This is a genomic window from Acidovorax cavernicola (assembly GCF_003581445.1).
In genome coordinates, this window is the sequence record NZ_QXMN01000037.1 from 1 (window position 1) to 12,505 (window position 12,505).

Here is a 12,505-nt window from a genome sequence, read left to right on the forward strand (position 1 = left end):
TGCCGTTCCTGGGCGTGCTGCTGCTGGTCTACGCGGTCTGGTTCCGGCGCCGCTAGCCGCGCGCCACTAGCCGCGCGCCGCTTGCCGCGCGCCACTGGCGGTATACAGTTGAATGACCATGCCACAGCAACTCTGGGACATCTCCCCCCCGATCCACGACGCGAGCCCGGTATTCCCGGGCGACACGCCCTACAGCCAGCAATGGTGCGCGACGATCTCGCCCGGCTGCCCGGTCAACGTGAGCGCGATCACGCTGTCGCCGCATGTGGGCACCCATGCCGACGCGCCGCTGCACTACGCGCCCGAAGGCCAGACCATCGGCCACGTCGACCTCACGCCTTTCATCGGCCCCTGCCGCGTGATCCATGCGATTGGCCGCGGCCCGCTCGTCACCTGGGAACACATCGCGCACGCCGTGACCGACACGCTGCCCGCACGCGTGCTGGTGCGCACCTACCAGGCCATGCCGGTCGATCGCTGGGACCCGCAGCTCGCGGCCTACGAGCCGGCCACCGTCGAGCGCCTGGCGGCCATGGGTGTGAAGCTCATCGGCATCGACACCGCCAGCATCGACCCGGCCGACAGCAAGACGCTCGACAGCCACCAGCGCATCCGCCACCTCGACCTGCGCGTGCTCGAGAACCTCGTGCTCGACGAGGTGCCCGAGGGCGACTACGAACTCATCGCGCTGCCGCTCAAGCTGACGAGCGCCGATGCCTCCCCCGTGCGCGCCGTGCTGCGCGAACTTCCCCGCTGAAACCATCCCTTCCATGACGACGACCCTTGCCGACTGCCGCGCGCTCGACGCGCAAGACCCGCTGCGCGCCCTGCGCGACCAATTCACCCTGCCCGAGGGCGTGCTCTACCTCGACGGCAATTCCCTCGGCGTGCTGCCCAAGGCCGCGCCCGCGCGCATCGCCGAAGTGGTGACCAAGGAATGGGGCGAAGGCCTGATCCGCTCCTGGAATACCGCGAGCTGGTTCGACCTGCCGCAGCGCCTGGGCGACAAGGTGGCGCGGCTCATCGGCGCCGCGCCCGGCGAGGTGGTGTGCACCGACAGCACCTCGGTCAATCTCTACAAGGTGCTGTTCGCCGCACTCTCGCAGCAGAAGGCCAGCGGCCGCAAGCTCGTCGTGAGCGAACGCAGCAACTTCCCGACCGACCTGTACATCGCCGAATCGCTGTGCCGCGAACGCGGCTTCACGCTGAAGCTCATCGACGCGAGCGAACTGCAGGGCCCGAACTCTGCGCTGACCGACGAAGTCGCCGTGCTGATGCTCACGCACGTCAACTACCGCACCGGTGCCATGCACGACATGAAGGCCGTCACCGCGGCCGCGCACGCCGTGGGTGCGCTCACCGTGTGGGACCTTGCACACAGCGCGGGCGCCGTGCCCGTGGCGCTGAACGACAGCAACGCCGACTACGCCATCGGCTGCGGCTACAAGTACCTCAACGGCGGTCCCGGCGCGCCGGCCTTCGCGTGGGTGAACACGAAGCACGCGGGCCAGTTCGAGCAGCCGCTGTCGGGCTGGTGGGGCCATGCGGCGCCCTTCGAGTTCACGCCGCACTACCGCCCCGCCCCCGGCGTCGGCCGCTACCTGTGCGGCACGCAGCCGGTCATCGCGCTGGCCGGACTCGAATGCGGCCTGGACACCGTGCTCGCCGCCGAAGCCTTCAACGGCACGGGCGGAGCGATGGCCGCGCTGCGCACCAAGTCGCTCGCGCTGACCGACCTGTTCATCCGCCTGATCGAAGAACGCTGCGCAGGCCAGGGCCTTTCGCTCGTCACGCCGCGCGACCACGCGCTGCGCGGTTCGCAGGTGTGCCTGAGCCGCCAGAACCTGGAAGAGCCGCAAAGCGGCTCAGGCGCCTACGCCATCGTGCAGGCCCTGATCGCACGCGGCGTGATCGGCGACTACCGCGCCGGCGATTCGCAGATGCCCGACATCCTGCGCTTCGGCTTCACGCCGCTGTACCTCGGCTTCGAGGACGTGTGGAATGCTGTCGAGCACTTCGTGCAGGTGCTCGAAACCGGCGAATGGCGACGCGCCGAATTCAACCGCAAGAACGCAGTGACATGAGCACCGACAACGACAACAACAAGACCCCCGAAAGCATCGTCCACGAGGAAAAGGCGCAGCTGGATTTCAGCGCGTCGATGAGCTACGGCGACTACCTGCACCTGGACGAGATCCTCAACGCGCAGCATCCGCTGTCGCCCGCGCACGACGAGATGCTCTTCATCGTGCAGCACCAGACCAGCGAACTCTGGATGAAGCTCATGCTGCACGAGCTGCACGCCGCCGTGCGTTGCATCGCGCAGGAGCAGCTGCCCGACGCCTTCAAGATGCTCGCGCGCGTGAGCCGCATCATGGAACAGCTGGTGAGCGCGTGGACCGTGCTCTCGACCATGACGCCGCCCGAGTACACGGCCATGCGCCCCTACCTCGCCAACTCCAGCGGCTTCCAGAGTGCGCAGTACCGCTGCATCGAATTCCTGCTGGGCAACAAGAATGCCGCCATGCTCAAGCCGCACGCGCACCGCGCCGACCTGCTCGCACAGGTGGATGCAGCCTACCGCGCGCCCTCGCTGTACGACGAATCGCTGCGCCTGCTCGCGCGCCACGGCCTGCCCGTGCCCGCCGACCGGCTGGAGCGCGACTGGACCCAGCCCTATGAATCGAGCGACGGCGTCGAGGCCGCCTGGCTCGCGGTCTACCGCAACCCGCACGACCACTGGGACCTGTACCAGCTCGGCGAAAAGCTCACCGACCTCGAAGACGCCTTCCGCCTCTGGCGCTTCCGCCACGTGACCACGGTCGAGCGCGTGATCGGCTTCAAGCGCGGCACCGGCGGCACGGGCGGCGTGAGCTACCTGCGCAAGATGCTCGACGTGGTGCTGTTCCCCGAAATCTGGAAGCTGCGCACCGACCTCTGACGCGACACGCGGGTTCGCAACGGCCCCGGGCGAACGAGGGTTGCTCCATTGGCGCAAACCGCTACATTTTGGAGAACACGGAGGCTGCTGCCATGAACAACAACACCTCGTTCTCTGCCGAAGAGCTCTCCATCCTGCGCGAACACGGCGTGGTGCTGTTCGCGCAGCGCGTGATCTTCGATGCGCAGCCGCCCATGCCCGCGCAGCAGATCGCGGCCGTGCAGGCGCTGTGCGCCGGTCCGCTGCCCGAGGCGCTCGTCGCGCTGTGGCAGCACACGGCGGGCGGACGCCTCGACTACGACCTCGCCCTGCCGATGAACGGCAACGTCGAGGGCATCAGCTGGTCGGAGCTGTTCTGGGACGGCAGCGACGGCTACCGCGACCTGCAAGGCTGGATCGAACACGAACAGGAGCTCGCCGAAGAAGCCGCCGAAGACGGCGGCACGCCCTGGAGTGGCAAGCTCACGCACCTGCCCATCGGCGGCTTCGAATACTGCGACCGCATCTACGCCGTGGTGGAACCCGGCGACGCACACGGCCAGGTGATCGCATGGAAGCAGGGCCTGCCGCCGGCCTGGACCCACGCGCTGCACGAAGACGGCCTGAGCCCCATCGCCGCCGACCTGTACGGCGCCTTCGCGGCACTGCACCTGGACGAAGACCCGCTGGCCCCCACGAGCGACTACTTCTCGGGGCAGGCGCTGCTCGCCTACCTCGACGACCGCCACGAAGGGTACGGGCTGGACCTCGACCTGATGGACAAGCTGGTCACCTTCTATTGCCGCGCGATGGTCGACTGGCGCACCCCGCTCGCCGACGGCACGCTGCGCCATCACCCGGCACTCGCACGCGCGGCCCTGCGTCATGCCATCGCCACCGACGACGCCGCGCTGGTCGCCGAACTCGCCGCTGCGGGCCTGAACTTCGAAGGCCCGCAGCAAGGCAGCGCGCTCGCCACCGACGTGGCCGTGGGACACAGCGCCTTCGCGGCGGCGGCAGCGCTGGTGCGCGCGGGCGCACCGGTGGCGCCCGACGTGCTGCGCAACATCGACGGCCAGATCTCGCCCGAACTCACGCAAGCCCTGCTGGACAACGGCGCCGAGCCCACCGTGGCAGCCATCGTGAAATGCGCGGCCTGCGGCGCCCCCGCCAGCGCACACCTGATCGCCGACGCCTGCACGCGGCTCGGCATCGACGTGCCGCCGGCCTTCGTGTCTGACCGCGACGCGACACTGCTCGAGCTGGAAACCACGCTCGCGCAGATGCGCGACGGGACGCATGGGCACTACCTCGGACAGGAAGGACTGGCCGAGCGCATCGAGCATCTGCAGACGTTCAGGCTCTGAGGTCATGCAGGGCGACGGTCCCTGAATCAGCCCCCGTACAACCAGGGCTGGTCCAGCAGCCGGGATCCCAACACCCGCATCGCCATGTCGCGCCCGAAGCGCACGACACCCGTGGCATGGAAGATCTCGCCATTGCGACGCGCCCGTGCCTGCACCTGCGCGTTGCGTTCCCAGCGCGCCTCGGCATAGCGCGCGAACGCAGCCGGCACCCCGGCCGCCGAGGTATCGCCCAAGGCTTGTGCCAGGGCGATCGCATCCTCGATCGCCATGCCCGCGCCTTGCGCAAGGTACGGCACCATCGGATGCGCGGCATCGCCCACCAGCGCCACGCGTTCGTGCGCCATGTCGCCCGGCCCCGCCACGGGGGCGCGATCGCTCAGCGTCCACGCACGCCAGCCCGGCATCGCATCGAGCAGTGACTGAAGACTCGCGCAGCTGCGCCCCATGGCCTGCTTCAGCGCCGCGAGGCTGCTGGCCTGGTCCCAATCGCGCGCGTCACCGGCCGGTGCGGATTCGGCGATCACGACCACGTTGAGGGCATCGCCCGCGCGCACCGGGTACGCGACCGCGTGCAGGCGCGGCCCAAGCCAGACATCGACGCGCGTGCGGCGCAGCGCGGCAGGCAGATCGGACTGGCGCACCAGCGCACGCCACGCCGTGTGGCCCGTCACGCGCGGCGGCGCCTCGGCGGAAGCGGATTCGAGCTGTGCGCGCACCAGGCTCCAGAGGCCATCGGCGCCCACCAGCGCCTCGCCCTCCCAGGCGCGCGCGTCGGTGCTCGAGACACAGACCAGGTCGTCGCTGGTCTCGACCTCGCGGATGCGCGCAGCCGTGACCAGCGAACCCGTGCCCTGCGCACGCACGGCCTCGAGCAGCAAGGTATGCAGGTCGGCCCGGTGCACGCAGCAGTAAGGCGCGCCGTAGCGCTGCTGCACGGCGTCGCCCAGCGGCATGCGGGCCAGTTCGGCGCCGCTGCCGGCGCTGTGGACCACCAGCGCATCGGGGCGCGCTGCAATCGCTGCAAGGCCGCGGCCGAGGTCGAGCTGTTGAAGGCGGCGGGTGGCGTTGGGGCCGAGCTGCACGCCGGCACCGATCTCGCCGAAATCGGCGGCCTGTTCGAAAACGTCGGCGCGGTGGTGGGCGCGGGACAGCGCCAGCGCCGTGGCCAGCCCCCCGATCCCGCCCCCGGCGACGAGGATGTGCGCGGGCATCGGACTCAGCGTCCGGCGGGCGTGGAAGTCAGCGTGGGGCTGTGGCTGTCGGCCGGGTCGGCGCCAGCGGGTTTCTTGGGAGCGCAGCTGCCGCAGCTGTCGCACGAGCCGCAGCCCGAGGTCTTGGCCAGCGAGGCTGCGAGTTGATCGGCGCGGGTCTGATCGATGAGGCCCGTGCGCTGCGTGCCAGCCGCCAGCTTGCGCGCCGCGCCGCGGCGCCAGCCGGCGGGCATCCAGCGCCAGACCGCGTAGAGCGCGGCGGCCGCGACGATCAATCCGACGATCAGTTGCTGTGTCATGTCTTCTTCAAACCTTTCCCTGGCGTTTTACCCCGCACCGAATGCGAGTGCAATGCGGTAGGTCAAGAAGCATGCCACGTATGCGAGGGCGAATAAGTAGCCCGCCATGATCCACACGTATTTCCAGGAGCCGGTTTCGCGCTTGACGGCCGCCAGCGTCGAGATGCACTGCGGCGCGAACACGTACCAGACCAGCAGCGACAGCGCGGTCGCGAGCGTCCAGCTGCCGGCGATGAGCGGCTCCAGCGCGCCGGCCACGTCGTCGCCGGTGGCCGAGAGCGCGTACACCGTGCCCAGCGCGCCCACCGCGACTTCGCGCGCGGCCATGCCCGGCACCAGCGCGATCGAGATCTGCCAGTTGAAGCCGATGGGCGCGAAGATGTGCTCCAGCCCGCGGCCGATCATGCCGGCCAGGCTGTACTGGATGGCGGGGCCGGTCGCGCCTTCGGGCGGCGACGGGAAGGTCGACAGGAACCACAGCAGGATCGTGAGCGTGAGGATGATCGTGCCCACGCGCTGGATGAAGATCCAGGCCCGCTCGTACAGCCCCAACAGCAGGTTGCGCGGGTTCGGCCAGCGGTAGGCCGGCAACTCCATCAGGAGCGGCGAATGCTTCGTGCTGTCGCGGAAGCGCTTCATGACCCAGGCCACGGCCATCGCCGAGACGATGCCGAACACGTACAGCGCGAACAGCACCACGCCCTGCAGGTTGAAGATGCCGCCCACGTCGCGCGCCGGAATGAAGGCTGCGATGAGCAGCGCATACACCGGCAGCCGCGCCGAACAGGTCATGAGCGGCGCGATCATGATCGTCGTGATGCGGTCGCGCCAGTTGCTGATGGTGCGCGTGGCCATCACGCCCGGAATGGCGCAGGCAAAGCTCGACAACAGCGGAATGAACGAGCGGCCCGACAAGCCGACGGTGCCCATCACGCGGTCGAGCAGGAAGGCCGCGCGCGGCAGGTAGCCCGAGTCTTCCAGAGCGAGGATGAACAGGAACAGGATCAGGATCTGCGGCAGGAAGACGATCACGCCGCCCACGCCCGCGATCACGCCGTCGACCAGCAGGCTCTGCAGCATGCCTTCGGGCATGTGCGTCTTGATCAGGTTGCCCAGCCCTTCGGTGCCGGCCTTGATGGCGTCCATCGGCACGTTGGCCCAGCTGAACACGGCCTGGAACATCAGGAACATGGTGACCGCCAGCACCAGCATGCCCCACACCGGGTGCATCACGATGCGGTCGATGCGGTCGCTGGTATCGAGGCTGCCCACCGGCTCCTTCACGGCCAGGCCGAGGATGCGGCGCACCTCGCGCTGCGTGGCGAGCACGTCGTCCAGCCCGGGCGCCTGCCAGGGCTGGGGCGCGGCGGCGGCCACCGGCTGGTCCAGGGCTTCGAGCAGGCCCTTGGCACCGCCGCTGTGAACGCCCACGGTCTCGATCACCGGCACGCCGAGTTCGCGCGACAGCACGGCCGTGTCGACCGTGATGCCCTGCTTCTTGGCCATGTCGGTCATGTTGAGCGCCACCACCATCGGCAGGCCCAACTGGCGGGCTTCGAGCACGAGGCGCAGGTTCAGGCGCAGGTTGGTGGCGTCGGTCACGCACACCAGCAGGTCGGGCAAGGCCTCCTGCGTCTGGCCGGTGACGATGTCGCGCGTGACGGCCTCGTCGGCGCTCAGCGCGTTCAGGCTGTAGGCGCCCGGCAGGTCGAGCACGAACACGCGGCGCCCCGACGCCGTGCGCAACGTGCCTTCCTTGCGCTCGACGGTCACGCCGGCGTAGTTGGCGACCTTCTGGCGGCTGCCGGTCAGCAGGTTGAAGAGCGCGGTCTTGCCGCAGTTGGGGTTGCCCAGCAGCGCGATGCGCCCCGGCTGTGCGGTGGCACCGAGACGGCCCGGGCCCTGGATGACGGCTTCAACCATGGTTCGCGGCTCCCGGCGTGACGTGGATCAGCGCGGCCTCGTGGCGGCGCAGCGCGAAGGTGGTGTGGCCCAGGCGCACGGCCAGCGGCTCGCGGCCCGGCGTGCCAGTGGCGACGATGCGCACGGCCTCGCCCGGCACGAAGCCGATTTCGGTCAGGCGCAGCACCAGCTCGCGGTCTTCCGCGCCGTCGGGGCGCGCCACGTCGAGCACGGTGGCCCACTGATGGGTCGGAAGCTGGTCGAGGCTCAGCGCGGTGGTGGTCGGCGCTGCGCCGAGGTCGTTGTTTCGCACGGTGGGGGGCGCCCCGGTCCATCCGGCACGCTTGTAAGCAAAACCTAGATGCTAGCAATTCTCACTCGCGAAAACCTGACCAACCCCAAAAAGTGGCGGGTCAGCCGGGAAACAGCGCCCCCAGGGGCCGGACTCAGTTCAGTCCGAGCATCCCGCGCAGCTTCGACAGGTCTTCCGCCAGCGTGTTCACCCGACCCGCCAGCAGCTTGCGGTCGCGGTCGGTCAGCTTCGAATAGGTCTCGAAGCCGCCATCGGTCGTGCGGTACTTGGCCAGCGTGTCGAACACGACCTTGAAGTTGGCGTCGGCCTTGTCCGCGAAGGCCTTGTCCTGCTTCACGACCAGCGGGCGCAGCAGTTCGACGATCTTGTAGGCGCCCTCGAAGTTGGACTGAAAGTCCCACAGGTCGGTGTGGCTGTAGCGGTTCTCCTCGCCGGAAATCTTGGTGGCGGCCACCTCTTCCATCAGCACGGCGGCACCGCCCACGACCTTTTCGGGCGGGAAGGTCAGCGCGCCCAGGCGCTTTTGCAGCTCGAGCACGTCGGCCAGCAGCTTGTCGGCCACGGGGTTCAGGTCCTTGGTGGTCTTGAGCGTCCACAGGCTGTACTCGATGCGGTGGAAGCCGATGAAGGCCGGGTCTTTCTCGGCCTTCTCATGGTCGTCCGCGCGCGAGTCGATCGACTGGTCGAGGTCGGTGAACAGCTCGGCCACCGGCTCGACGCGCTCGTAGCTGGTGCGCGTGGGCGCGTAGAGCTTCTTGGCCTTCTCGATGTCGCCGGCCTTCACCGCGGCAGTGAAGACGCGCACGTCGGCGGCCAGCTTGCGCACGTTCTGCGCCACATAGAGCTTGTAGTCCGAGATCGGGCCGACCAGTTCGAGCGGCGACACGGCCGCCTGCGCGCCGACGGCATAGAGCCCGGCGAAGCCTGCGACGAAAGTGGCGAGGAAGCGGCGGCGGAACTGCACGGTCATGGATCTCCTTGAATGCGATGCGGTGGTGATGAAAGGGGTCGTCAGGCGGCCAGCAGGCTGCGCCCGAGCCAGTCGCGCGCGTCGCGCACGCCCGGCAGCGTGAAGAAGAAGCCGCCGCCGATGGGCTTGATGTATTCCTCGAGCGGCTCGCCATCGAGCCGCGTCTGCACGGCGATGAAGCCCTTCTCGAGGTCGGCCTGGTAGCAGATGAACAGCAGACCCATCTCGAGCTGGCCCGACTTGGTCACGCCGTTCGAATAGTTGAAGGGCCGGCGCAGCATCAGGTTGGCGTCCGAGGCCTTGGTGCGCGGGTTCGCCAGGCGGATGTGCGCGTCCATCGGCGTGACCTTGCCTTCGGGGTCCTTCGTGTAGTCGGGCACCTCGTGCTCGGTGTGGCCGCCGTCCAGTGGCGCGCCGCTGGGCTTGAGGCGGCCCATGATGGCTTCCTGCTCCTGCAGCGGCGTGCGGTCCCAGCGCTCGACGAAGTTGCGGATGATGCGCACCGCCTGGTAGCTGCCGCCCGCGGCCCAGGCCGGCTCGTCGCCGCCGGCGGGCACCCAGACGAGCTTGTCCATGAGCGTGTCGTCCGCCGAATCAGGGTTGGCCGAGCCGTCGCGAAAGCCCAGGAAATTGCGCGCGCTCTCGGCCGGCTTGCCGGGCACCGCCGGGATCGGCGGCACGGTGCCCTCCTGCTTCCAGTGCAGCACGAGCAGGTCGGGCAGGTTCTTGATGATGTCGCGCAGCGCGTGGATGTTGGTGTCGGGCGTGTTCGCGCAGAACTGGATCGACAGGTCCCCGTGGCACAGCGCGGCGTCGAGCGCGTCGTTGGGGTGGCGCTGCATCTGGTTCAGGCGCTTGGGCTTCCTGGCGGCGAGGCCGAAGCGCTCGTCGAAGAGCGAGGCGCCGACCGACACGGTCACAGTCAGCGCGTCGGGCTGCACCACCGGCCCGAGGATGCCGGAGCCCGCGGGCGGCAGCTTGGGATCGGGGTCGGTCTGCGGGCCGCCCTGCGTGAGGAAGGCGACGCGCTCGGTGAGCACGCGGAACAGCCGCTCCAGGTCGGCGCGGTTCTCGGCCAGCACGTAGAACGACGCGATCATGCCGGCCGTAGGGCGGGCCGTGACGACGCCGGCCTGGTGCCGGCCCAGGAAGGGCACGCGGTCCTGCGTGTGCGTGCTCTGCGGCGCATCGGTGACCTGCGGGCCGGTCTCGGGCGCGCCCGGCACGGCGGCGCCGGCACGCGCGGAGGCCGCGAGGCCGGCAAAGGCCACGCCCGCGGCGCCGAGCATGCGGCGGCGGTGCGGCGAGGTGGGTTGCCCCGCGTCGGGGGCGGCGTCGTTCTTCTTCGTCGGTTCCATGGGGTCGTCGTTCTCTCTCAACTCATTCCAGGCCGAGCGCGGCGTTGACCTTGCCCAGCTCTTCGGCGAGCGCGCGCACCGGCTCGGCCAGTGCCTTGCGCTGCGCCTCGTCCAGCGGCGCGGGCTTGAAGCCCTCGCCTTCGCGGTACGGCGCCAGTGCGGCGTCGAAGGCGGCGAAGCGCTCGTCCACGGCCTTCTGCTGCGCAGGCGCGGCCTTGACCAGCAGCGGCTGCAGCAGGTCGGCGATCTTCTTCGTGCCTTCGTAGCTGCCCTGCAGGTTCACCAGTTCGGCATGGCCGTAGTGGTCCTCGCCGCCGGCCGGCAGGTTGTCGGCCACGCGGCGCAGCAGCTTCGAGGCGGCGCTGGCTAGGCGCTCGGGCGGCACGCTCAGCGCGCGCAGGCGCGTCTGCAGCGTCTCGATGTCGCCCAGCAGCTGGTCGAGGACGGGGGCCAGGGCTTTCGGATCGCCTTGCCCGTACAGCGCGTACTCGATGCGATGGAAACCGCTGAAGCCCGGGTCGGCCTCGCGCTTCTCGAAGTAGTCGGCGCGGGCGTTGATGCGCGTGTCGAGGTCGGCGAACAACTCGCCCATCGGCTCGATGCGCTTGTAGGCCTGGTGCGCCGGCGCATAGAGCGCGCGCGCCTGCTTCAGGTCGCCCGCCTTGACCGCGTCGGCCAGGGCGCGCACCGCGTCATCGAGCGTGCCGGCTTCCAGGCGCAGGAACACCTGGTACTCGGCCAGCGCGCCCACGTAGTTGACCAGCGAAGGCCGGGCCTCCTCGGCCTGCGACGCCGCCGACGGCGTGACATGCAGCTTGCCGCGCGGATTGCTCAGCAGGCCGCAGGTGATGGCGAAATCGCCCGGCGAGAGCTTGACCGTCATGGTCTGCGAGAAGCCCGGCGCGATGTTCTCGCGCTCTTCCACCACCATCACGCCGTCGAGAATTTCCCACTCCAGCGCGCGGTTCGACTTGTTGACGATGGTGAAGGTGGTGCGCCCCGCGGGCACGGTGATCTCGTTCGGGTCGCAGGCGTTGCCCTGGATCGTGACCGTGACGGCATGGTCGACCGCCTTGGGCGGCGCCTTGCGCGCCTCGTTCGAGGCGTACCAGAAGGCCGCGAGGCCGGCGACGACCAGCAGCGCCGAGGCGCCCACGGCGACGCGCATGAGCGTCGATGAAGAAGAGGAGGAAGAAGACATGGAAAAAGAGGATCAGCCGGCGGCAACGGCACGCGGCGCCGGAGCGGCGGCGGGGCGCAGGAAGAAGAACAGGGCCACGGCCAGGAAGGCCAGGTAGACGATCACCTCGCCCACCACCGGCGCCGCCTGGTAGCCCAGCAGGCCCGACAGCACGGCACCCACGGGGCTGTCCATCGGCAGGGTTTCGCTCATGTCGAACACCACCGTCTGCAGCTGGTTCCACACGCCGGCCTCGTGCAGCTTGCGCAGCACGCCGGCCAGCAGCCCGGCGGCGACCAGCAGGATGAACAGGCCCGTGAAGCGGAAGAAGCGGCGCAGGTCGAGCCGCACGCCGCCCGAGTAGATGCCCCAGCCGATGACCACAGACACCGCGATGCCGGCGAGTGCGCCCACGGGCGCCTCCCAACCGGTGCTCTGCTGGAACACGGCCAGCAGGAAGAAGACCGATTCCAGCCCCTCGCGCGCCACGGCCAGGAACACCATGCCGATCAGCGCCCAGCCCTGGCCGTCGGCGTGGTGCGCGAGCGCCTTGTCGATGGACGCATGCAGCTCGCCCTTGATCGAGCGCGCGGCCTTGCGCATCCAGAACACCATCGAGGTCAGCATGATCACGGCGATGAACCCGACCACGCCCTCGAACAGCTCCTGCTGCTTCTGCGGGAACTCGGCTGCGAGCAGTTGCAGGCCGGCACCGGCGAACAGCGACAGCGCAACGGCCAGCAGCACGCCGACCCACACCGCGGGCATCAGGCCGCCGCGACCGCTTTGCTTCAGGTAACTGGCAACGATGCCGACGATCAGCGCGGCCTCGATGCCTTCGCGCAGCATGATGAGAAAGGGAATGAGCATCGGCAGGGATCTCGAACAGAAGAGCACCCTTTGACAATGCCCCGTGATGGTGCATTTTTCAAAGAGCGGTCCGAGAATACCCCATCGAATAAGATTTATTCTCAATTAGGGGTAT

General features: G+C 69.1%; 12 protein-coding genes. 4 read left to right on the forward strand and 8 right to left on the reverse strand.

Annotation, left to right across the window (positions count from 1 at the left end; translation table 11 throughout):
- Positions 1-118 precede the first annotated feature (118 nt).
- From kynB to D3H34_RS23595, 4 genes are all read left to right on the forward strand, one after another.
- Positions 119-757, forward strand: coding sequence for an arylformamidase (gene kynB / locus D3H34_RS23580; RefSeq protein WP_119556672.1), 639 nt, complete (start codon positions 119-121; stop codon positions 755-757).
- A 13-nt stretch (positions 758-770) separates the two neighbouring features.
- Positions 771-2,084 carry a kynureninase gene (kynU, locus tag D3H34_RS23585; RefSeq protein ID WP_119556673.1) on the forward strand — a complete coding sequence of 438 codons (1,314 nt, stop codon included), beginning with the start codon at positions 771-773 and terminating at the stop codon, positions 2,082-2,084.
- Complete coding sequence (gene kynA, locus D3H34_RS23590) at positions 2,081-2,941, forward strand: tryptophan 2,3-dioxygenase (protein WP_119556674.1); 861 nt, start codon at positions 2,081-2,083, stop codon at positions 2,939-2,941. Before kynU ends, kynA begins: the two co-directional genes overlap by 4 nt.
- A 92-nt stretch (positions 2,942-3,033) precedes the next feature.
- Entirely contained in the window at positions 3,034-4,287 is a 1,254-nt protein-coding gene (locus D3H34_RS23595) for an SMI1/KNR4 family protein (RefSeq protein ID WP_119556675.1), read from the forward strand.
- Between the two features lie 26 nt (positions 4,288-4,313).
- Here the strand turns inward: D3H34_RS23595 and D3H34_RS23600 are convergent, their stop codons facing one another.
- The 8 genes from D3H34_RS23600 to efeU form a co-directional block, all read right to left on the reverse strand.
- Complete coding sequence (locus D3H34_RS23600; RefSeq protein WP_119556676.1) at positions 4,314-5,498, reverse strand: FAD-dependent monooxygenase; 1,185 nt, start codon at positions 5,496-5,498, stop codon at positions 4,314-4,316.
- Positions 5,499-5,503: 5 nt separating this feature from the next.
- Complete coding sequence (locus tag D3H34_RS23605; protein ID WP_119556677.1) at positions 5,504-5,797, reverse strand: DUF6587 family protein; 294 nt, start codon at positions 5,795-5,797, stop codon at positions 5,504-5,506.
- A gap of 27 nt (positions 5,798-5,824) precedes the next feature.
- Entirely contained in the window at positions 5,825-7,720 is a 1,896-nt protein-coding gene (gene feoB, locus D3H34_RS23610; protein ID WP_119556678.1) for a ferrous iron transporter B, read from the reverse strand.
- Entirely contained in the window at positions 7,713-8,012 is a 300-nt protein-coding gene (locus tag D3H34_RS23615) for a FeoA family protein (protein WP_119556679.1), read from the reverse strand. The genes feoB and D3H34_RS23615 overlap by 8 nt, the downstream gene beginning before the upstream one ends.
- A gap of 133 nt (positions 8,013-8,145) precedes the next feature.
- Positions 8,146-8,982, reverse strand: coding sequence for an iron uptake system protein EfeO (gene efeO / locus D3H34_RS23620; protein ID WP_119556680.1), 837 nt, complete (start codon positions 8,980-8,982; stop codon positions 8,146-8,148).
- Positions 8,983-9,023: 41 nt separating this feature from the next.
- Positions 9,024-10,340 (reverse strand): iron uptake transporter deferrochelatase/peroxidase subunit, encoded by a 1,317-nt coding sequence (gene efeB / locus D3H34_RS23625; protein WP_119556681.1) that lies wholly within the window; start codon positions 10,338-10,340, stop codon positions 9,024-9,026.
- Between the two features lie 22 nt (positions 10,341-10,362).
- A complete protein-coding gene (efeO, locus tag D3H34_RS23630) occupies positions 10,363-11,541 on the reverse strand; it encodes an iron uptake system protein EfeO (protein WP_119556682.1) in 1,179 nt (392 codons plus the stop codon).
- 12 nt (positions 11,542-11,553) lie between these two features.
- Positions 11,554-12,390: an iron uptake transporter permease EfeU gene (efeU, locus tag D3H34_RS23635; RefSeq protein ID WP_119556683.1), complete on the reverse strand. Its 837-nt coding sequence runs from the start codon at positions 12,388-12,390 to the stop codon at positions 11,554-11,556.
- Positions 12,391-12,505 lie beyond the last annotated feature (115 nt).

Excerpts from the sequence above, each read along its gene's own strand:
- feoB (WP_119556678.1), bottom strand. The coding sequence starts at position 7,720 with ATGGTTGAAGCCGTCATCCAGGGCCCGGGCCGTCTCGGTGCCACCGCA.
- kynA (WP_119556674.1), top strand. The coding sequence starts at position 2,081 with ATGAGCACCGACAACGACAACAACAAGACCCCCGAAAGCATCGTCCAC.
- kynB (WP_119556672.1), top strand. The coding sequence starts at position 119 with ATGCCACAGCAACTCTGGGACATCTCCCCCCCGATCCACGACGCGAGC.
- efeB (WP_119556681.1), bottom strand. The coding sequence starts at position 10,340 with ATGGAACCGACGAAGAAGAACGACGCCGCCCCCGACGCGGGGCAACCC.
- D3H34_RS23600 (WP_119556676.1), bottom strand. The coding sequence starts at position 5,498 with ATGCCCGCGCACATCCTCGTCGCCGGGGGCGGGATCGGGGGGCTGGCC.
- kynU (WP_119556673.1), top strand. The coding sequence starts at position 771 with ATGACGACGACCCTTGCCGACTGCCGCGCGCTCGACGCGCAAGACCCG.
- efeU (WP_119556683.1), bottom strand. The coding sequence starts at position 12,390 with ATGCTCATTCCCTTTCTCATCATGCTGCGCGAAGGCATCGAGGCCGCG.
- efeO (WP_119556682.1), bottom strand. The coding sequence starts at position 11,541 with ATGTCTTCTTCCTCCTCTTCTTCATCGACGCTCATGCGCGTCGCCGTG.
- D3H34_RS23595 (WP_119556675.1), top strand. The coding sequence starts at position 3,034 with ATGAACAACAACACCTCGTTCTCTGCCGAAGAGCTCTCCATCCTGCGC.
- D3H34_RS23605 (WP_119556677.1), bottom strand. The coding sequence starts at position 5,797 with ATGACACAGCAACTGATCGTCGGATTGATCGTCGCGGCCGCCGCGCTC.
- efeO (WP_119556680.1), bottom strand. The coding sequence starts at position 8,982 with ATGACCGTGCAGTTCCGCCGCCGCTTCCTCGCCACTTTCGTCGCAGGC.